Source organism: Streptomyces sp. NPDC035033, assembly GCF_040636735.1.
In the GTDB taxonomy this organism is placed as follows: Bacteria; Actinomycetota; Actinomycetes; order Streptomycetales; family Streptomycetaceae; genus Streptomyces.
The window spans coordinates 1-20,901 of record NZ_JBEZUZ010000085.1 but is presented as its reverse complement, the minus strand read 5'-3'; the positions used below and the strand labels follow the sequence as shown (position 1 = coordinate 20,901).

General features: G+C 74.1%; 14 protein-coding genes and 2 pseudogenes. 15 read left to right on the top strand and 1 reads right to left on the bottom strand.

The features are described 5' to 3' along the window. Positions 1 to 53 precede the first annotated feature (53 nt). Both AB0E83_RS27715 and AB0E83_RS27710 read left to right on the top strand, forming a co-directional pair. Entirely contained in the window at positions 54 to 1,883 is a 1,830-nt protein-coding gene (locus tag AB0E83_RS27715; protein WP_362117477.1) for an ABC transporter ATP-binding protein, read from the top strand. Next, complete coding sequence (locus tag AB0E83_RS27710; protein ID WP_362117474.1) at positions 1,880 to 3,595, top strand: ABC transporter ATP-binding protein; 1,716 nt, start codon at positions 1,880 to 1,882, stop codon at positions 3,593 to 3,595. Before AB0E83_RS27715 ends, AB0E83_RS27710 begins: the two co-directional genes overlap by 4 nt. 61 nt (positions 3,596 to 3,656) lie before the next feature. On the opposite strand, the gene yicI is transcribed toward AB0E83_RS27710, so the two are convergent. Further along, positions 3,657 to 5,906 carry an alpha-xylosidase gene (gene yicI / locus AB0E83_RS27705; protein ID WP_362117471.1) on the bottom strand — a complete coding sequence of 750 codons (2,250 nt, stop codon included), beginning with the start codon at positions 5,904 to 5,906 and terminating at the stop codon, positions 3,657 to 3,659. A 228-nt stretch (positions 5,907 to 6,134) separates the two neighbouring features. Between yicI and AB0E83_RS27700 the strand changes: the two genes are divergently transcribed. The 13 genes and pseudogenes from AB0E83_RS27700 to AB0E83_RS27640 form a co-directional block, all read left to right on the top strand. Continuing rightward, entirely contained in the window at positions 6,135 to 6,812 is a 678-nt protein-coding gene (locus AB0E83_RS27700; RefSeq protein WP_362117468.1) for a GntR family transcriptional regulator, read from the top strand. Next, positions 6,812 to 7,717 (top strand): annotated as a pseudogene (locus tag AB0E83_RS27695) (dihydrodipicolinate synthase family protein); the annotation flags it as partial. The gene AB0E83_RS27700 and the pseudogene AB0E83_RS27695, both read left to right, overlap by 1 nt. Then, positions 7,714 to 9,483, top strand: a complete 1,770-nt coding sequence (gene araD, locus AB0E83_RS27690; protein ID WP_362117466.1) for an L-arabinonate dehydratase — start codon at positions 7,714 to 7,716, stop codon at positions 9,481 to 9,483. The pseudogene AB0E83_RS27695 and the gene araD, both read left to right, overlap by 4 nt. Before the next feature lie 127 nt (positions 9,484 to 9,610). Next, on the top strand, positions 9,611 to 10,549 hold the full coding sequence (locus tag AB0E83_RS27685) for a sugar ABC transporter permease (protein ID WP_362117463.1): 939 nt from the start codon (positions 9,611 to 9,613) through the stop codon (positions 10,547 to 10,549). A 101-nt stretch (positions 10,550 to 10,650) separates the two neighbouring features. Then, positions 10,651 to 11,466 (top strand): annotated as a pseudogene (locus tag AB0E83_RS27680) (carbohydrate ABC transporter permease); the annotation flags it as partial. 5 nt (positions 11,467 to 11,471) lie between these two features. Beyond that, positions 11,472 to 12,632, top strand: coding sequence for a Gfo/Idh/MocA family oxidoreductase (locus AB0E83_RS27675; RefSeq protein ID WP_362117460.1), 1,161 nt, complete (start codon positions 11,472 to 11,474; stop codon positions 12,630 to 12,632). Next, positions 12,629 to 13,492 (top strand): PmoA family protein, encoded by an 864-nt coding sequence (locus tag AB0E83_RS27670; protein ID WP_362117457.1) that lies wholly within the window; start codon positions 12,629 to 12,631, stop codon positions 13,490 to 13,492. The genes AB0E83_RS27675 and AB0E83_RS27670 overlap by 4 nt, the downstream gene beginning before the upstream one ends. Next, complete coding sequence (locus AB0E83_RS27665) at positions 13,489 to 15,033, top strand: family 43 glycosylhydrolase (protein ID WP_362117454.1); 1,545 nt, start codon at positions 13,489 to 13,491, stop codon at positions 15,031 to 15,033. Before AB0E83_RS27670 ends, AB0E83_RS27665 begins: the two co-directional genes overlap by 4 nt. Before the next feature lie 99 nt (positions 15,034 to 15,132). Further along, positions 15,133 to 16,470 carry a sugar ABC transporter substrate-binding protein gene (locus AB0E83_RS27660; RefSeq protein ID WP_362117451.1) on the top strand — a complete coding sequence of 446 codons (1,338 nt, stop codon included), beginning with the start codon at positions 15,133 to 15,135 and terminating at the stop codon, positions 16,468 to 16,470. Beyond that, entirely contained in the window at positions 16,467 to 17,294 is an 828-nt protein-coding gene (locus AB0E83_RS27655) for a rhamnogalacturonan acetylesterase (protein ID WP_362117449.1), read from the top strand. Before AB0E83_RS27660 ends, AB0E83_RS27655 begins: the two co-directional genes overlap by 4 nt. Positions 17,295 to 17,306: 12 nt before the next feature. Continuing rightward, positions 17,307 to 18,602 carry a polysaccharide lyase family 1 protein gene (locus AB0E83_RS27650; protein WP_362117446.1) on the top strand — a complete coding sequence of 432 codons (1,296 nt, stop codon included), beginning with the start codon at positions 17,307 to 17,309 and terminating at the stop codon, positions 18,600 to 18,602. Positions 18,603 to 18,717: 115 nt separating this feature from the next. Next, positions 18,718 to 19,857, top strand: a complete 1,140-nt coding sequence (locus tag AB0E83_RS27645; RefSeq protein WP_362117443.1) for a pectinesterase family protein — start codon at positions 18,718 to 18,720, stop codon at positions 19,855 to 19,857. A 146-nt stretch (positions 19,858 to 20,003) separates the two neighbouring features. Further along, positions 20,004 to 20,901, top strand: an 898-nt coding sequence (locus tag AB0E83_RS27640) for a DUF2382 domain-containing protein (protein WP_362117440.1), incomplete at its 3' end; no start/stop codon positions are given.

Genomic DNA, 20,901 nt, shown 5'->3' with positions numbered 1-20,901 from the left:
TTACATCGTAAGAATCTCCGGGGCGTCCCGGAGCCGACGAGGACGAGAGGGCGATGACCGGCACCGAACTCACCGAAGCGAGAAACCGGCCCGCACGGCGACCGGACGGGACCGGCCCCCCGCGGAAGCGGCCCCCGGACGGGCGCGAGGGGACGGCGCTCCTGCGGCCGTACGCGGCGGGCTTCGCCGCCGTGATCGGCCTCCAGGTCGTCGGCGCGGTGGCGGGGCTGGCGCCCCTGCTCGCGGTCGTCGAGCTGGGGCGCGTCCTGCTCGCGCCCGGCCCGGTCGACCACGACCACGTCCGGCTCGTCGTGATCGCGGGCGCGGCCGGCCTGTTCGTCAAGCTGCTGTTCACGGGCGCCGCCGCGGGGACCGGGCACCTGCTCGACGGGCGGGTGCAGTTGGCGTTGCGCCGGCGGCTGGCCGCGCGGCTGGGACGGGTGCCGCTCGACTGGCTCTCCCGCCGCCGGGGCGGCGAACTGGCCCGGCTGGTGGGGGAGGACGTCGGCGCCGTGCACCCGTTCATCGCCCACGCGCCCGGCGAGCTGGCGTCCGCCTTCGTCGTGCCCCTGGTGTCGCTGGTCTACCTGTTCGCCGTCGACTGGCGGCTGACGCTGATCACCCTGATCCCGGTGGTCCTCGCGATGGCGCTGGTCCCGCTGATGGCGACCCCGGCCCGGCTGCGGGAACAGGCCGACTTCGACGCGGCGATGGCCCGCATCGGAAGCTCCGCGGTGGAGTTCGTCCAGGGCATCGCGGTGGTCAAGGCCTTCGGCGGGGGCGAGCGCGCCCACCGCGAGTTCCGCGACGCGGCCGACGACTTCGTCGCCGTGTTCCGCCGCTGGGTCCACGGGATCTCCCCGGTCGCGGCGGGGATGCAACTGGCCCTCTCGCCCCCGTTCGTGCTGCTGACCGTGGTGACCGGCGGCGCGGCGCTGATCACCGGCGGCGGGCTGCCCCCGGCCGACCTGCCGCCGTTCCTGCTCCTCGGCCTCGGCCTGACCGCCCCGGTGGCGGCGCTCGGGCACGGCTTCGACGAGCTGCAGACCGCCCGCCGCGCCGTCGGCCGGATCCGCGACGTCCTCGCGGTGCCGCCCCTGCCGGAGCCGGACCGCCCGGTCGCGCCGCACGGCCACCGGGTGGAGCTGCGCGGCGTCCGCTATGCCTACGAACCCGGCCGGGAGGTGCTGCGAGGGGTCGACCTCGTCCTGGAGCCGGGGACCGTCACCGCGCTCGTCGGGCCCTCGGGCGGCGGCAAGTCCACCCTGGTCCGGCTGCTGCCGCGGTTCGCCGACCCGACCGGCGGCTCGGTCCGCCTGGGCGGCGTCGACCTGCGCGACCTGGGCAGCCGGGAGCTGTACCGGCGGATCTCCTTCGTCTTCCAGGACGTCCGGCTGCTGCGCGCCCCCGTCGCGGACAACATCGCCCTGGCGCGGCCGGACGCCCGGCCGGACGAGGTGGAGCGCGCCGCCCGGCTGGCGCACGTCCACGACCGGATCCTCGAACTGCCGCGCGGCTACGGGACGGTGATCGGCGAAGAGGCGCGGCTGTCCGGCGGCGAGGCCCAACGGATCGCGCTGGCCCGCGCGTTGCTGGCCGACACCCCCGTCCTGGTGCTCGACGAGGCGACCTCCTTCGCCGACCCGCGCACCGAGCGGGCGATCCGCCACGCCCTGGACACGCTGCGGGCCGACCGGACGGTCCTGGTCATCGCGCACCGCCTGGAGACCGTCGCCGGCGCCGACGCCGTCGCGGTCCTGGAGGACGGGGTGATCGTCGAGCACGGCAGCCCCGCCGAACTGCTCGGCGCGGGAGGGAAGTTCGCCGCCCTGTGGCACTCCCGGCACACGGCGGGCCCCACGGAAGGAGACGACCCCCGATGATCCGCGTACTGCTGCGCGTGCTGGGCACCGGGTACTCCCGGCCGATGCGCCGCACCCTCGCCCTGATGACGACGACCGCGATCGCCGAGGGCCTGTCGTACGCCTTCCTGGCGCCCGTGCTGCGCGCCCTGCTCGGGGACGAACCGGACCGCGCCTGGCCCTGGATCGGTGCCTTCGGGGCCGCGCTGGCGGCGTACGCGGTACTGCGCTACCTCAGCGACCTGTCGGGGTTCCGCGTCGGCACGGCGCTGCTGCGCGGCGTGTACCACCGCCTCGGCGACCAGCTGACCCGGCTGCCGCTCGGCTGGTACGGCACGGCCCGGGTGGGCGAGGTGTCCGCCCTGGCCGGCCAGGGCGTCCTGCGGGCGATGAGCGTGATCGCGCACCTCCTGGCGCCGCTCGTCTCCGCCGCCGTGACGCCGCTGACGATCGTCGCCGTGATCCTCGTCCTCGACTGGCGGCTGGGCCTGGCCGCGCTGACCGCCGTCCCCCTCGTGGCGGCGGTCCAGGTCCTGACCGGGCGGGCGACGGCGGCCGGGGACGCGGAGCGCGCCGCGCGCGACCGCGAGGCCACCGAGCGGGTCGTCGAGTACCTCCGGGCCCAGCCGGTGCTGCGGGCCGGCGGCCGGACCGCCGAGCGCTTCCGGCTGCTCGACGACGCCCTGCGCCGGGTCCAGCACGCCTCCCGCCGCTCGACGCTGTCGGCGCTGCCCGGCGCGCTGGGCCTGGCCCTGACGGTGCAGGCGGTGTTCACCGCGGTGCTGGCCCTGGGGGCGTACCGCGCGCTCGACGGGGCCGTCGGGGCCGCGGAGCTGCTGACGGTCCTGGTGCTGGCCGCCCGCTGCGCGGATCCGCTGCTGTCCCTGGCCGACCTCGGCGGCAAGCTGCGCGCCGCGCGCGGCGAACTGGACCGGCTGGACGCGGTGCTGCGCACCGAGCCGCTGCCCCGGGCCGCCGAGCCGGTCGAGCCGCGCGGCCACGGCCTGGAGGTGGAGTCGGTCGTCTTCCGGCACGGCGGGCACACGGTCTTCGACGGCCTGTCCCTGTCCGTCCCCGAGGGGCGGCGCCTGGCCGTGGTGGGGCCCTCGGGCGCGGGCAAGAGCACCCTGCTGCAGTTGCTCGCCCGGTTCCACGACGTGGACGCGGGCGCGGTGCGCGTCGGCGGCGCGGACGTCCGCGCGGTGCGCACCGAGGCGCTGATGGCGCGGTTCTCCGTCGTCTTCCAGGACGTCTACCTCTTCGAGGGCACGATCGAGGAGAACGTGCGCCTGGGCCGCCCCGACGCCACCGGCGGCGAGGTGCGGGCGGCCGCGGCCGCGGCGGGCCTGGACGAGGTGATCGCGCGCCTCGCCGACGGATGGGCGACCCCCGTCGGCGAGGGCGGCGCCCGGTTGTCGGGCGGCGAACGCCAGCGGGTCTCGATCGCCCGCGCCTTCCTGAAGGACGCGCCGATCGTGCTCCTCGACGAGATCACCTCCGCGCTCGACCCGGTCAACGAGGCGGCCGTCCACGCCGGCGTCGAGCGCCTGACGGCGGGCCGGACCGTGGTGATGGTGGCCCACCGGCTGCGCACCGTCCGCCACGCCGACCACATCGTCTTCCTCGACTCCGGCCGGATCGTCGAGGAGGGGAGCCACGACGAACTCCTGCGCCTCGGCGGCCGCTACGCCGATTTCTGGAGCCTGTCCCCGGCGGCCGGCACGCCCGGGTGACCGGGCGCGGCGACCGGGTGACCGGTGCGCCGCCGGGCGGGTCCGCGGGGGCCGGGCCGGGTCAGCCGCCGTCCTCCGCGCCGCCCGGTCCCAGCGTCCGTACCGCGTACGGCAGCCCGGTCCCCGTCGCGGTCGCCGTCGGGCCCGTCTCCCCGTGGGTCACGCGGTACGCGGCGGCCGGGGCGCCCCGGTGGTCCGGGACCGTGACGGTGGTCGCGGTGCCGGGGGCGGCGCCGGGGGCGACGAGCAGGGTGAGGCCGTCGAGCCAGGGGCCGTCCGGGCGGTCGGAGGGGGCGGCCAGCGGGAGGACGGCGCCGGGGCGGACGTACAGGGGGAGGCTGTCGAGGGGGTGGGTCTCGCGGCGCCAGCACGGTCCGGTGACGGTCTCGCCGGTGAGGAGGTGGGTCCAGGCGCCCTCGGGGACGTACACCTCGACCTCGCCGCCGGCCGTCATGACGGGGGCGACGAGCAGGTCGGGGCCGAGCATGTACTGGCGGTCGAGGGTGCGGCAGGCCGGGTCGCCGGGGAACTCCAGGAGCATGGGGCGCATGACGGGGACGCCGGTCGCACGGGCCTCGGCGGCGGCCGCGTACAGGTAGGGCATGAGGCGGTGCTTGAGGCGGGTGAAGCGGCGGGCCACCTCCACCGCCGTCTCGCCGAACTCCCACGGCACCCGGTAGGAGTCGCTGCCGTGCAGGCGGCTGTGCGAGGAGAGCAGGCCGAAGGCGAGCCAGCGGGTGAAGACCTCCGGGTCGGGGGTGCCCTCGAAGCCGCCGATGTCGTGGCTCCAGAAGCCGAATCCGCTCAGCGAGAGGGAGAGTCCGCCGCGCAGCGACTCGGCCATGGCCTCGAAGGAGGCCCAGCAGTCGCCGCCCCAGTGGACGGGGAACCGCTGGCCGCCGGCGGTCGCCGAGCGGGCGAAGAGGACGGCCTCGCCGGGTCCGCGCTCCTTCTCCAGGAGTTCGAAGACGGTCCGGTTGTAGAGCTGGGCGTAGTAGTTGTGCATCCGCTCGGGGTCGGAGCCGTCGTGCCAGACGACGTCGGTGGGGATCCGCTCGCCGAAGTCCGTCTTGAAGCAGTCGACGCCCTGGGCGAGGAGGGGGCGGAGCTTGTCCTGGAACCAGGCGCGGGCGTCCGCGCTGGTGAAGTCGACGAGGGCCATGCCGGGCTGCCAGAGGTCCCACTGCCAGATGTCGCCGTTCGGGCGCCTGACCAGGTGGCCGGCGGCGGCGGCCTCGTCGAAGAGGGCGGACTTCTGGGCGATGTACGGGTTGATCCAGAGGCCGACGCGCAGGCCGCGGGCCTTGAGGCGGGCGAGCATGCCGTCGGGGTCGGGGAAGGTCTCCGGGTCCCAGCGGAAGTCCGACCACTGGTGCTCGCGCATCCAGAAGCAGTCGAAGTGGAAGACGGAGAGCGGGATGTCGCGCGCGGCCATGCCGTCGACGAAGGAGGTGACGGTGGCCTCGTCGTAGGGGGTGGTGAAGGAGGTGGTGAGCCAGAGGCCGAAGGACCACGGCGGGGGCAGGGCGGGGCGGCCGGTGAGGGCGGTGTAGCGGCGCAGCACGTCCTTGGGGGTGGGGCCGGCGACGACGTGGTACTCCAGGGACTGGTCCTCGACGCTGAACTGGACCTGGCCGACGGCCTCGGAGCCGATCTCGAAGGAGACCCGGCCGGGGTGGTTCACGAAGACGCCGTAGCCGCGTGAGGAGAGGTAGAACGGGACGTTCTTGTAGGCCTGTTCGCTGCTGGTGCCGCCGTCGGCCTGCCAGACGTCGACGCTCTGGCCGTTCTTGACGAAGGGCGTGAAGCGCTCGCCGAGGCCGTAGACCTGCTCGCCGACGCCGAGGGCGAGCTGCACGGCCATGTGGTGGGCGCCGTCGGGGGTGGTGACGAAGGCGGTGCCCTTGCGGCCGGCCTCGGTGAGCGGGCGGCCGTCGGCGTCGCGGAACGACAGGGTCCAGGGCGCGGCGCGGTCGAGGCGGAGGCGGAGCGGGCCGGAGACGAGCTCGACGGCGGTGCCGTCCTCGTGGACCGTGCCGGCGCCGGGGTCGGGGGCGGCGAGGGCGAAGTCGGGGCCGCGGCGGGCCTTTCCGGCGTGGTGGGTGATCCGGACGCCGATCACCCCCTCGGCGGGCGCGTGGCACTCCACCGTGAGCAGCGCCGAGTTCAGGGTGTCGCCGCGGGTGCGGACCCGCTTGACGGAGGCGTGCGCGGTGAGGCGGCCGGGGGACGTGCGCAGGTCGCGGAGTTCGGTGGCGTACGAGGCCTGCACGCCCTCGCGCATCAGCCAGAAGCCGTCGGTGAACTTCATGCGGGTCCTCGGGGTGGGGTGGGGAGGGGGGCTGCGCCCCAATAGTTATCCCAGAAAACAAAAGCGGGGTACAGCCCCTCCCGGAGCCGTCCGGGGTGACGGGTAGAAAACGCTTTCCCCCAACGCTGCGCGAAGCATTGACGAAACATCGGCGTCCCCTTAGCTTCATGGCCGTTGCACTTCGTACGTCATATATGAGACGTCATACACGAGATCTGAGAGTGCTCCATGCCCTATGCCCCCAGCCCCATCCCCTCCCGGACCCAGTACGTCCTGGAGGCGATCAAGCACGACATCCTCACCGGGGGGCTCAGACCCGGGCAGGCCCTGGTGGAGGCCGAACTCGCCGCGCGCTTCGGGGTGTCCAAGACCCCGGTGCGCGAGGCGCTGAAGACCCTCGCGGGCAGCGGGCTCGTCGTCATGAGCCAGTACAAGGGCGTCACCGTGCGGATGGTGGACGCGGACATGGCCAGGGCCGTGTACGACGTCCGCCTCCTCCTGGAGCCGGAGGCGGTCCGCCGGGCGGTCGCCTCGGGCGCCCCGCTCGACGCCGCCCACGAGGCGCTCGCCCGGGCCGCGGCCGCCGAGGACCCGGCCGAACGCTCCCTGGCCAACCGGGCCTTCCACCGCGCGCTCTACCTCCCCTGCGGCAACCCGCTGCTCGGGCGGATGCTCGACGAGGTGCGCGACCAGGCCGCGCTCGTCTCCACGGTCGCCTGGGCCGCCGTCCCGTCCTGGGACCGGGAGGCGGCCGAGCACGCCGAGATCCTGCGGCTCGCCGCCGCCGGCGACGCCGACGGCGCGCGCCGGGCGGTCCACGACCACATCGCCTCGTTCGTCGAGCGCGCCTTCCCCGAGAACCATCCGGAGCCCGCCGCGGGCTCCTTCCCTGCGGACAGCGAGTAACCATGGAATTCGAGACCCTTCGGGCCGCCCTCGCCGACGTCGTGGCCATCCCGGTCACGCCGTTCGCCGAGGACGGCCGGGTGGACTCCGCCGCCCACCGGACGCTGCTGCGCCGGCTGCTCGACGGCGGGGTGCGCACCCTCACCCCCAACGGCAACACGGGCGAGTTCTACGCCCTGACCCCCGAGGAGCGCCGCTCCCTCACCGAGGCGACGGTCGCGGAGGCGGCCGGCCGCGCCACGGTCCTGGTCGGCGTCGGCCACGACGTGCCGACGGCGGTCGAGGCGGCCCGGCACGCCCGGGACACCGGGGCGCACATGGTGATGGTCCACCAGCCGGTGCACCCGTACGTCTCCGAGAGCGGCTGGGTCGACTACCACCGGGCCATCGCCGAGGCGGTGCCGGAGCTGGGCGTCGTCCCCTACATCCGCAACCCGCTCCTCGCCGGGGCGCGCCTGGCCGAACTGGGCGCCGCCTGCCCGAACGTGGTCGGCGTCAAGTACGCGGTGCCGGACGCGGCGCGGTTCGCCGGCTTCGCCCGGGACGCGGGCCTCGACCGCTTCGTGTGGGTGGCCGGGCTCGCGGAGCCGTACGCCCCCTCGTACTTCTCGGCCGGCGCGACCGGCTTCACCTCGGGGCTCGTCAACGTCTCCCCCGCGCTCTCCCTGGAGATGCTCCGGGCGCTGCGGGCGGGCGACCACGGGACCGCGATGAAGGTGTGGGAGCGGATCCGCCGCTTCGAGGAGCTGCGCGCCGCCAACGGCAGCGCGGACAACGTGACGGTGGTGAAGGAGGCGCTGGCCTCGCTCGGGCTGTGCCGCCGGGACGTCCGGCCGCCGAGCCGGGAGCTCCCGGAGGACGAGCGGGCCGAGGTCGCGGCGATCGCCGGCGGGTGGCCGATATGACGGGCGCCCCGCACGACCGCGCAGAGGAGCGGGCGGCCGGCGACCGCGAGGTGCGGCCCCACGAGCTGCGCAGCCACCAGTGGTACGGCACCGACGGGCTGCGGTCCTTCAGCCACCGGGCCCGGACCCGCCAGCTCGGCTACCTGCCCGAGGAGCACCTCGGCAAGCCGGTGATCGCGATCCTCAACACCTGGTCGGACATCAACCCCTGCCACGTGCACCTGCGCGACCGGGCGCAGGCCGTGAAGCGGGGGGTGTGGCAGGCGGGCGGCTTCCCGCTGGAGTTCCCGGTGTCCACGCTGTCGGAGACCTTCCAGAAGCCGACGCCGATGCTCTACCGCAACCTCCTCGCCCTGGAGACGGAGGAGCTGCTGCGCTCGTACCCGGTGGACGGGGCGGTGCTGATGGGCGGCTGCGACAAGACGACGCCGGCGCTGCTGATGGGCGCGGCCTCGGTGGACCTGCCGACGGTCTTCGTGCCGGCCGGTCCGATGCTGCCGGGGCACTGGCGGGGCGAGACCCTCGGCTCCGGCACGGACATGTGGAAGTACTGGGACGAGCGGCGGGCCGGCACCATCGGCGACTGCGAGATGGCCGAGCTGGAGAACGGGCTCGCCCGCTCCCCCGGCCACTGCATGACGATGGGGACGGCGTCCACCCTGACGGCCGCCGCCGAGACGCTGGGCGTGACCGTGCCGGGCGCCTCCTCGGTGCCGGCGGTCGACTCGGGGCACGACCGGATGGCCGCCGCGTCGGGGATGCGGATCGTGGAGCTGGTCCGCCGGGACCTCAGGCTGTCGCGGCTGCTGACCCGGGAGGCGTACGAGGACGCGGTCGCCGCCGTCCTGGCGCTCGGCGGCTCGACCAACGCGGTGATCCACCTGATCGCGATGGCCGGGCGGTCGGGGGTGGGGCTGACGCTCGACGACTTCGACCGGATCGCGCGGACGGTGCCGGTGCTCGCGAACCTGCGGCCCGGCGGGGAACACCTCATGGAGGACTTCCACTTCGCCGGCGGGATGCCCGGCTTCCTGTCCCGGATCGCCGACGTGCTCCACCTGGACCGGCCGACCGTCTCCCACGCCACCCTGCGCGAACAGCTCGACGGGGCGCTCGTCCACGACGACGACGTGATCCGGGAGCGGGAGAAGCCGCTGGCGGCCGAGGGCGGACTCGCGGTGCTGCGGGGCAACCTCTGTCCCGACGGGGCGGTCATCAAGCACGTCGCCATGGAGCAGCGGTTCCTGAAGCACACCGGTCCGGCCGTCGTCTTCGACGACTACCGGACGATGCAGCGGACCATCGACGACCCGGCGCTCGGCATCACCGCCGACCACGTGCTGGTGCTGCGCGGCGCGGGCCCCAAGGGCGGTCCCGGCATGCCGGAGTACGGCATGCTGCCGATCCCGAAGTACCTCCTGGAGCAGGGCGTGCGGGACATGGTGCGCGTCTCGGACGCCCGGATGAGCGGGACGAGTTACGGGGCGTGCGTGCTGCACGTGGCGCCGGAATCACATGTCGGCGGACCCCTTGCCCTGGTCCGCACGGGCGATACGATCACCCTCGACGTCCCGGCCCGCTCCCTGCACCTGCACGTCACGGACGAGGAGCTGGAGCGCCGCCGGGCCGCGTGGACCCCGCCGCCGGCCCGGTACGAGCGCGGCTACGGCGCGCTGTACATGGAGCAGATCTCCCAGGCCGACACCGGCTGCGACTTCGAGTTCCTGGCCAGGCCGGGGACGACCCCCGATCCGTACGCGGGCTGAGCGCCCCGCCCCGCCCGCCACCGCCCCTCTTGTCCGACATCTCGAACGCCGTTCGCGAAGCGCTTCACCTCTGATAGAAAGCGCTTTCTGGACGCCGCACCGCCCGCCCGAGAACGGAGCCGCCGTCATGGCCACAGCTGTGACCAAACCGCCCCGAGCCGCCACGGCACGGGGGCGCCGCCGCACGGGAGCGACCCCCCGCCGGCTGCCGTACCTGCTGATCGCCCCCGCCGGCCTGCTGATGCTGGGCTTCATCGCCTACCCCGTGCTGAGCGTCTTCTACTACAGCCTCCAGCACTACAACCCCACCAAGCCCTGGCGGAACGGCTTCGCCGGCCTGGACAACTTCACCGAGATCTTCACCGCCGACCCGCACTTCTGGGGCACGCTCTCCTTCAGCCTCAAGTGGGTCGTGGTGGAGGTGACGCTCCAGCTCCTCTTCGGGCTCGCGCTCGCCCTCATCGTCAACCAGACCTTCGTCGGCCGGGCGATCGGCCGGGCCCTGGTCTTCTCGCCGTGGGCCGTCTCCGGCGTGCTCACCTCGGCGATCTGGGTGCTGCTCTACAACTCCCAGACCGGCATCACCCGCTACCTGGCGGACCTCGGCATCGGCGAGTACGGCACCTCGCTGCTCTCCGACACCGGCACCGTCTTCTGGGCGGCGATCGTCGCCGACCTCTGGCGCGGCGTGCCCTTCTTCGCCATCCTCATCCTCGCCGACCTCCAGTCGATCCCGGGCGACCTGTACGAGGCCGCCGAGGTCGACGGGGCGGGCCGGCTGCGGCAGTTCTTCCACATCACGCTCCCGCACATCCGGGACGCGATCGTGCTCTCCACGCTGCTGCGCGCGGTGTGGGAGTTCAACAACGTCGACCTGCTCTACACCCTGACCGGCGGCGGACCCGCGGGCGTCACCACCACCCTGCCCCTGTACATCGCCGAGACCAGCGTCGACGCCCACGACTTCGGATACGCCTCCGCCCTCACCACGGTGGCGTTCGTGATCCTTCTCTTCTGCTCGATCGTCTATCTGCGCCTGAGCAAGTTCGGAGGCGACAGCAAGTGACCGCCGCAGCCACCCGCACCCGCACCGCGCCCGCCGACGGGGCCGCGCCCCCGGCCGGCCCGCCGGAGGGCACCCCGCCCGCCACCGCCCGCAGGCGGCACCGGGCCTGGGACGAGGTCCCCCGCTGGCAGATCTACCTGCCGCTCGGCGTCTACCTCGTCTTCACCCTGGTCCCCTTCTACTGGATCCTCCTCTTCGCCGTCCGCCCGGCCGGATCGACCTCGCTGCTGCCCTGGCCGATGACGACCGCGCACTTCGAGAAGGTGTGGACGGAGCGCAGCTTCGGGACCTTCTTCCAGAACAGCCTCCTGATCGGCGTCGCGGTGCTGCTCAGCACCACGCTGGTCGCGCTGGCCGGCGGATACGCCCTCGCCCGCTTCGACTTCCGGTTCAAGAAGGGCTTCATGCTGGCCCTGCTCTGTTCCCAGTTCGTGCCGGGCGCGCTGCTCCTCGTCCCGCTCTTCCAGATCTTCGCCGAACTGCGGATGATCAACTCGCTGGGCAGCGTCATCCTCGCCGAGACCGTCTTCCAGCTGCCGCTGTCGATGATCCTCATCAGCGGCTTCATCCGGAACGTGCCGCCCTCCCTGGAGGAGGCCGCCTGGGTCGACGGCTGCTCACGCTTCCGCGCCTTCCTGATCGTCGTGCTGCCGCTGCTGCGGCCCGGCCTGGTCGCCGTCGGCTCCTTCGCCTTCGTCCACGCCTGGAACCACTTCCTCTTCGCCCTGATGTTCCTCAGCAGCCAGAGCAAGCAGACCATCCCGGTCGGCCTCAACACCCTCATGGGCGCCGACAGCGTCGACCTCGGCGCGCTCGCCGCGGGCGGCGTCATCGCCGCCGTCCCCGTCGTGATCGTCTTCGCCTTCATCCAGAAGTGGCTCGTCACCGGCTTCAGCGCCGGGGCGGTGAAGGGATGAACCCCATGCCCGTACGTGAACCCCTGCCCGTCGTCCTCGCGGGCGCCCGCGGCCACGGCCGCAGCCACCTCCTCAACATCCACCGCCTGGAGCGGCTCGGCCTGGTCCGCCTCGCCGGCGTCTGCGAGCTGCGCCCGCTCGACGCGGCCGAGCTCGACGGACTCGGCGCCCCCGCCCAGTCCGACGACTTCGAGGCCCTGCTCGCCGCCACCGGCGCCCGGCTCGCGGTGCTCAGCACCCCGATCCAGACCCACACCGACATGACCCTGGCCGCCGCCCGGCACGGCGCCGACATCCTCCTGGAGAAGCCGCCGGCCCCGTCGTACGCGGAGTTCCGCCGGATGGCCGACGGGGTCGCGGCGGCCGGCGCCGCCTGCCAGATCGGCTTCCAGTCGCTCGGCTCGCACGCCGTCCCCGCCGTCCGGGAGCTGATCGCCCAGGGCGCGATCGGCGAGGTCCGGGGGGTCGGCGCGGCCGGCGCCTGGGTCCGCGACGAGGCGTACTTCCGGCGCGCGCCGTGGGCCGGCCGGCGCCGGCTCGACGGCCTCGACGTCGTCGACGGGGCGCTGACCAACCCGCTCGCCCACGCCGTCGCCACCGCCCTCGCGCTCGCCGGGACCACCCTCGCCGAGGACGTGGCCGGCATCGAGACCGAGCTGTTCCACGCCCACGCCATCGAGTCCGACGACACCTCCGCCGTCCGCGTCACCACCACCGCCGGCTTCCCGGTCACCGTGGCCGCGACGCTCTGCGCGGAGCGCACCGGCGAGCCGTACGTGGTCGTGCACGGCACCCGCGGCCGGATCACCTTCTGGTACCGCGAGGACCGGGTCCTGCTCCAGCGGGCCGGCCACGGCCCCGAGGAGACCGTGTACGGACGCACCGACCTCCTGGAGAACCTGGTCGCGCACGTCACCGGCGCCACCCCGCTCCTGGTGCCGCCGGACGCGACGGGCGCCTTCATGCGGGTCGTCGAGGCGGTCCGCACCGCGCCCGACCCGCTGCCGCTGCCCGCCGCCCACTGGCGCGCCGAACCCGGCGAGAGCGCCCCCCGGCGGGTCGTGGAGGGCGTGGAGGCGCTGGTGGACGCGAGCGCCGAGCAGCTGCGGCTCTACTCCGAACTCGGCGCCCCGTGGGCGTCGCCGGCCCCGGCGGGGCTCCGGTGACCGGCACCGGCGCGACCACCGTGCTGCGGGCCGCGGGGCGCGCGGTCGCCCACTGCATGACCCGCCCGGCACTGGCCCCCGACCACTCCCCCCGCCCCTACCTCCACCCGGTGACCACGCTCGCCGGCCGGGCCGTCACCGAGGTGCTGCCCGAGGACCACGTCCACCACCTGGGCGTCTCCGTCGCCGTCCCGGACGTCGCGGGGCACAACTTCTGGGGCGGACGGACCTTCGTCCGCGGCCGCGGCCCGGTCGAGCTCGACAACCACGGCGTCCAGCGGCACGACGGCTTCAAGCTGTGCGACCCGGACGGCTTCGTCGAGGAGCTGAGCTGGACCGCCGGCGGGGAGCGGCTGCTCGCCGAGCACCGCACGGTCGCCGCGGTCCCCCTCACCGACACGGCGTGGGCGCTCGACCTGACCTTCTCCGTCGCCAACGTCTCCGGCCGCGACCTGTCGATCGGCAGCCCGGCCACCAACGGGCGCCCGGGCGCCGCCTACGGCGGCTTCTTCTGGCGCGCGCCCAGGGAGGCCGCCGCGCCGGCGGTGTTCGGTCCCGGCCCGGACGGCTCCGGGGCGGACGGCGAGGAGGCCGTGCACGGCGCCCGCGCCGACTGGGTGGCGATGTGCGGCGACGGCTGGACGCTGGTCTTCGCCGGGGCGACGGAGACCACCCGGCGCGACCCGTGGTTCGTGCGGGCCGCCGAGTACCCGGGCGTCGGCTCCTCCCTCGCGCACGACGAACGGCTCGCGGTCCCGGCCGGCGGGACCTTCGTGCGCCGCGTGGTGACGGTGGTCGCCGACGGGCGGCTCGACCGGGACGGGGCCGCGGCCCTGGTGCGCAAGGCGGTGACCTCGTGACCCCCGGCCCGGTGGTCCCGGCGGTCACCGGCGACCTGGGGGACGGTACGTACCGCAACCCGGTCCTGGCGGCGGACTGGTCGGACCCGGACGTGGTCCGGGTCGGCGAGGACTTCTACCTCACCGCCTCCAGCTTCGGCCGCGCCCCCGGCCTGCCGCTGCTGCGCTCCCGCGACCTGGTCAACTGGACGCTCGCCGGGCACGCCCTCGAACGGCTCGAACCGGAGGAGGCGTTCAGCCGGCCCCGGCACGACCGCGGCGTGTGGGCGCCCTCCCTCCGCCACCACGACGGCCGGTTCTGGATCTTCTGGGGCGACCCCGACCACGGGATCTTCCAGGTCAACTCTCCCGAGATCGAAGGGCCTTGGACCCGTCCGCACCTGGTGAAGGAGGGCCGGGGACTGATCGACGCCTGCCCGCTGTGGGACGCGGAGAGCGGCGAGGCGTACCTGGTGCACGGCTGGGCGAAGTCCCGCGCCGGCTTCAACAACCGGCTCACCGGGCACCGGATGAGCCCGGACGGCACCAAGGTCCTCGACGAGGGCACGACGCTGATCGACGCCGACCTGATCCCCGGCTGGTTCACCCTGGAGGGCCCCAAGCTGTACCGGCACGACGGCCGGTTCTGGATCCTCGCCCCGGCCGGCGGCGTCGCCACCGGCTGGCAGGGCGCCTTCCGCGCCGACTCCTTCTTCGGCCCGTACGAGGAGCGGATCGTCCTCTCCCAGGGCGACACCGACGTCAACGGCCCCCACCAGGGCGGCTGGGTGCGCACCGGCGCCGGCGAGGACTGGTTCCTGCACTTCCAGCAGACCGGCGCGCACGGCCGGCTCGTCCACCTCCAGCCGATGCGCTGGGACGCGGACGGCTGGCCGGTCCTGGGCGACGGCGGCTCCCCCGTCCGCGTCCACCGCAAGCCCGCCCTGCCCGAGGCACCGGCGGCCCGGCCGGCCGTGGACGACGCCTTCCCCGGCGGCGCCTTCGGGCCGCAGTGGTCCTGGACCGCCAACCCCGGGACGGACTGGACGCGTCCGCACGACGGGGACGGGCTGCGGCTCGCCTGCGTCCGCACGGACCGGGCCGAGGACCTGCGGTCGGTGCCGCACGTGCTGACGCAGCGGCTGCCCGCCGGGGCACGGACGGTCGAGGTCCGGCTGCGGCTGGATGCCGGAGCCCCCGGGGCCCGCGCCGGACTGGTCGTGCTCGGCGACGCGTACGCCTGGATCGGGCTGGAACGGGCCGCCGACGGCGGCGCGCTCCTCGTCCACCGCTTCGCGCCGGGCAACGCCGACCGGGAGCGGGACGCGGACCGGGCCGTACCGCTCGGCGCCGCCGAGGCGCTGCTGCGGATCGAGGTCACCGCCGACGCCCGCTGCCGCTTCTCCTACGACACCGGCGCGGGACCCGTCCGGCTCGGCCCCGAGTTCGCGGCCACCCCCTGGCGGTGGGTGGGCGCCCTGCTCGGTCTGTTCGCCGCCGCGCCCGAGGGCGAGGGGCACGCCGGGACGGGCGTGTTCACCGACTTCCGCACCACGGCCTGAGACCGGCCGCCGCCACCGCCCGCCGCACCCCGGCGGGCCCGCACTCCCCCACGCTCCACCCCCATCCCCCCGTACCACCCCGAGAGAAGAGAGCCGACGATGACCATCTTCCCCGGCCGGCGCAGAGCCGCCCTCGCCCTCGCCCTGTCCGGTGTCCTCGCGCTGACCGCCACCGCCTGCGGTGACGACGGCAGCGGCGGCGCCGGCGCCGAGGGCGCCGAGGGATCGGGCAAGGGCAAGATCACCTTCTGGGACAACAACGGCGGTGTCCGCACCGACGTCTGGAAGGAGATCATCGCCGACTTCGAGAAGGCGAACCCGGACATCGACGTCGAGTACGTCGGCGTCGCCTCCAAGGAGGTGCAGTCCAAGTACGACACCGCCATCCAGGGCGGCGCCCTGCCGGACGTCGGCGGCGTCGGCGCGGCGATGCTCGCCGGGATCGCCGCGCAGGGCGCCCTGGAGCCGCTGGACGACCGGATCGCGAACAGCTCCCTCTTCGGCAAGCTGAACCCCGGCATGCTGGAGTCCGTCAAGGCCGCCGGCGGTCAGGACAAGCTCTTCACCGTCCCGACCTCGGCGAGCAACGGCGTCCTCTACTACCGCACCGACCTGTTCAAGGCGGCCGGCCTGGAGGAGCCGAGCACCTGGTCGAAGTTCTACGAGGCGGCCGACAAGCTCACCCAGAAGGACAAGAACCGCTTCGGCTACACCATCCGCGGCGGCGCCGGATCCATCGCCCAGGCCCTGGACGCCATGTACGGCCAGAGCGGCATCCAGACCTTCTGGGAGGGCGACAGGACCACCGTCAACGACCCGAAGAACGTGGCCGCGCTGGAGAAGTACGCCGGCCTCTTCAAGAAGAACACCCCGGCGGCCGACGTCAACAACGACTTCACCAAGATGGTCGCCCAGTGGGACAGCGGCGAGATCGGCATGCTGAACCACAACCTCGGCTCCTACCAGGACCACGTGAAGGCCCTGGGCACCGAGAAGTTCCGCGGCATACCGAACCCGACGCTCGACAACGGCGCCCGCGTGATGGTCTCCAACCCGGTCGACGGCCTCGGCCTCTTCTCCACCAGCAAGAACAAGGCCGCCGCCTGGAAGTTCATCGAGTTCGCGGCCTCCCACGAGTCCAACTCCAAGTGGAACAAGTCCGCCGGCGCCATCCCCGCCAACACCGAGGCGGCGCAGGACCCGTGGCTCCAGGAGGCCGAGCCGACCAAGCTCGCCGCCGAGGTCCTCTTCAGCGGCAAGGCGACCATCGTCCAGCTGCCGTACTACCTGCCGGACTGGAACACCATCTCCAAGGCCGACAACGAGGCCAACTTCCAGAAGGTGCTGCTGGGTTCGATGTCCGCGAAGGACTTCGCCGACTCCCTCGCGAAGCAGCTGAACGAGGCCCAGGCCGAGTGGAAGTCGCAGAAGAAGTGAGGATCGGCCGCCGTGAGGCGGTCGCGGCCGGGGCGGGGCTCGTGCTCGCCCTGGCCGCCCGGCCGGCCGCCGCCCGCACCGAGGACGCCGCCGAGGCGTCCTCCTCCCGCCGCCCCCGCACCCTCTTCCTCGCCGGAGACTCCACCGCCGCGCAGAAGTACGCCGACGCGGCGCCCGAGACCGGCTGGGGCATGGCCCTGCCGCTCTTCCTCCACCGCGGGCTGACGGTCGCCAACCACGCCGTCAACGGGCGCTCCACCAAGAGCTTCCTCGACGAGGGCCGGCTCGGACCGATCGCGGACGCCCTGCGCCCCGGGGACGTCCTGATCGTCCAGTTCGGCCACAACGACCAGAAGACCACCGACCCCACCCGCTTCACCGACCCCTGGGGCTCCTACCAGGACAACCTGCGGGTCTTCATCGACACCGCCCGCGCCCGCGGCGCGCTGCCGGTGCTCGCGACCTCGGTGGAGCGCCGCCGCTTCGACGCCGCCGGCACCGCCCAGCGCTCGCTCGGCGACTACCCGGCGGCGGCGCGGGAGCTGGCCGCCGCCCACGACGTGCCGCTCCTGGACGTCGAGGCCCTGTCGCTGGCCCTGTGGCAGCGGCTCGGCCCCGAGGCCACCAAGACGTACTTCAACTGGACCGCCACCGAGCAGGACAACACCCACTTCAACCCCCCGGGCGCGATCGAGGTGGCCCGGATCGTGGCCCGCGAACTGCTCCGCACCCGGGTCCTCGCCCCGCGCGAGACCCGCCGGCTCGACGACGCCCTCCCGGCGGACCGGATCACCTGGCCCGCCGCACCCACCCCGGCCCCCTGAGGAGAACCGCGCGTGAACAGAAGCACGAAGCTGGGAGCGGTGGCCGCCGCCGCCCTCGTCCTCACCGTCACCGCGCCCGCCGCCGGCGCCCACTCCGGCCCCCGCCCCGCCGCCGACCCGGCCCGCGCCGCCCTCCCCGCCGGCGACGGCTGGGCCTCCGACGGCGGCGGCACCACCGGCGGCGCCGCCGCCGACGCCTCCCGCGTCTTCACCGTCACCACCTGGGCCGAGCTGCGCGCCGCCCTCGCCGTCCCCGGCACCGAGCCCCGGATCGTCAAGGTCGCCGGCACCCTGAACGCCACCGAGGACGGCTGCGCCGCCTTCGAGGCCCCCGGCTACGACTTCCAGCGGTACCTCGCCGACTACGACCCCGCCGTGTGGGGGTACGAGAACGAGGTCAGCGGCCCGCAGGAGGACCTGCGCGCCGCCTCGGCCGCCGCCCAGGGCCAGGCGATCAAGGTCAAGGTGCCCGCCAACACCACACTGATCGGCGTCGGCCGGGACGCGACGCTCCTCGGCGGCAGCCTCCAGGTCACCGGCGTCGACAACGTCGTGATCCGCAACCTGACGCTGGAGAGCCCGCTCGACTGCTTCCCGCAGTGGGACCCGACGGACGGCGCCACCGGCGCCTGGAACTCGGAGTACGACAGCCTGGTCGTGTACGGCTCCACCCACGTGTGGATCGACCACAACACCTTCACCGACGGCCGGTACCCGGACAGTTCGCTGCCGAGGTACTACGGCGAGGTGTACCAGCAGCACGACGGCGAACTCGACGTGGTGCGCGGCGCGGACCTCGTCACCGTCTCGTGGAACGTCTTCACCGACCACGACAAGACGCTGATGATCGGCAACAGCGACAGCGCGGGCGCCACCGACCGCGGCAAGCTGCGCGTCACCCTCCACCACAACCTCTTCGACGACGTGGTGGAGCGGGCGCCCCGGGTCCGCTTCGGCCGGGTCGACGCGTACAACAACCATTACAAGGTGACGGACGCGTCCTACGTGTACAGCCTGGGCATCGGCCAGGAGTCGCAGCTGTACGCGGAGAAGAACGCCTTCACGCTGGCCCCGGAGATCCCCGCCGGGCAGATCCTGAAGAAGTGGAAGGACGCGCCGGTCACCACCACCGGCAACTACGTCAACGGGCGCCCGGTGGACCTGCTGGCCGTCCACAACGAGCAGTTCCCGGCGGAGACGCTGCGCGGCGACGCGGGCTGGACGCCCGTGCTGCGCACCCGGGTGGACCACCCGCGGGCCGTGCCCGCCCTCGTCGGCCACCGCGCCGGCGCCGGCCGGCTGCGCTGACCCGCGCCCCCCTTCGCCGGGCCGGGGCGGAGCGCGGCACACCCGTCCCGTCGCGCCCGCCCCGGCCCGGTCCTCCCTCCTTTCCCCGACTCCCGCTCAGCGAAGGAGCGTCCGCATGCCCTCGCACCACCCCCGCACCTCCCCCGGCCGCCGCGCCTTCCTCGCCGGCGCCGGCGCGGCCCTCGCCGCCCTCGCCCTGCCCGCCGCCCCCGCGGTGGCGTCGGAGCGCCCCGCCGGACCCTTCGGCCGGTACGGCTCGCCCGCCGCGCGGCTGACCGAGAAGACGCTGTACGTCCACCCGGGCGGCCTCGGCGACCACACCTCCGTCCGGGCGGCGGTGGACGCGGCCTCCGGGACCGGCTGGACGCTGGTGCTCGCTCCCGGCACGTACCGGGAGACGGTCGCGGTGTCCGCCGCCCGGTCCGGCATGACGTGGCTCGGGGCGAGCGGGGACGCCAAGGACGTCGTCGTGGTGTACGACAACGCGGCGGGCACCCCGAAGCCGGACGGCTCCGGCACGTACGGCACTTCGGGGTCGGCGACGGTCACCCTCCAGGCGGCGGACTTCACCGCCCACGCCGTCACCTTCGCCAACGACTTCCTCCGCACCGACCTGCCGGGCAACCCGGGCACGCAGGCGGTGGCGCTGAAGGCGCAGGGCGACCGTTCGGCGTTCTTCCACTGCCGGTTCCTCGGCCACCAGGACACCCTCTACGCGGACTCCACGTCCCTGTCGGCCTTCGCCCGGCAGTACTTCGCGCACTGCTACGTCGAGGGGGACGTCGACTTCGTCTTCGGGCGGGCCACCGCCGTCTTCGAGCACTGCCACTTCCGGACGCTGGTCCGCACGGACCTGGCCGGCCCCCCGTACGGCTTCGTCTTCGCGCCCTCGACGGCCCGCGCCAACCCGTACGGCTTCCTCGCCTCCCGCTGCCGGATCACCAGCGAGGCCCCGGACGGCCACTACAAGCTGGCCCGGCCGTGGGTGCCGAGTTCGGACGTCACGGCCCGGCCGTCGCTGGTGGTCCGGGAGTCCGTGCTGGGGGCGGGGATCGACGCGGTGGCGCCGTACGCGAACATGCGGGACGCCCACCCGTGGCAGGCGCAGCGCTTCGCGGAGTACCGCAACACGGGTCGGGGCGCGGCCGTCACGGTGCCGGAGAACCGCCCGCAGCTGACGCCCGCGCAGGCGTCCTCCGCCGTCCGGGGGGCGTACCTGGGCGACTGGACGCCCGCCGGGGCGTTCCGCCTCTGAGCCGCCGGCCCCGCCGGCCCCGCCGAGCATCGATTCAACGGTCAACCGGTCACCCATCAAAACAATTCGATGGGGTTCATCACGTTTCCGCCCTGTTTTCCCTGGCTAGTCGCCGGGTGTCCGCACCAACGCCTGGAGGGTTGAGCATGATCGCCCAGGAACAGATACCCACTGTGCTGGATCACCCCGTCTACGACACCGAGGGCAAGAAGGTCGGTGACGCCAAGCATGTCTTCCTCGACGATGCCACCGGCCGTCCCGAGTGGGTCACCGTCAAGACAGGCCTGTTCGGCACCCACGAGTCCTTCGTGCCGATCAAGGACGCCACCGTGGTCCAGGACCACCTGGAGGTGCCCTACTCCAAGGACCGGATCAAGGACGCCCCGCATGTCGACGTCGACGGCGGCGGCCACCTCGACGCGAGCGAGGAGCAGCGCCTGTACGAGTACTACGGCATCGCCTGGGACGACGCCTGGCAGCGGGCGAACGAGCCCGGTGAGGGCGGCTGGGCGCACGGCACCGGAACCGGCACCGGCATGGACGCCGGCACGACGGGCACCGCGGGCATGACGGGCGCCGCCGGCATGGCGGGCACCGCCGGTGCCGCGGGCATGGCCGGCCGGACCGGCGGCCTCCGGGGCGAGGAGTCCGAGGCCGCGTGGCGGGACCGCGGGACCGACGACGCGATGACCCGCTCCGAGGAGCAGCTGCACGTCGGCACCGAGGAGGTCGAGACCGGCCGCGTCCGGCTGCGCAAGTACGTGGTCACCGAGGAGGCCCAGGAGACCGTGCCGCTGCGCCGCGAAGAGGTCCGCGTGGTGCGCGAGCCGATCACCGAGGCCAACCGCGGCGAGGCCATGTCCGGCCCGGAGATCTCCGAGGCCGAGCACGAGGTGACGCTCCACGAGGAGCGGCCCGTCGTCGAGACCCGGGCCGTGCCCGTCGAGCGCGCGGACTTCGCGGCGGACGTCCTGGCCGCCGGGACGCCGGTCCTGGTGATGTTCACGGCCACCTGGTGCGGCCCCTGCCGCCAGCTGAAGCCGG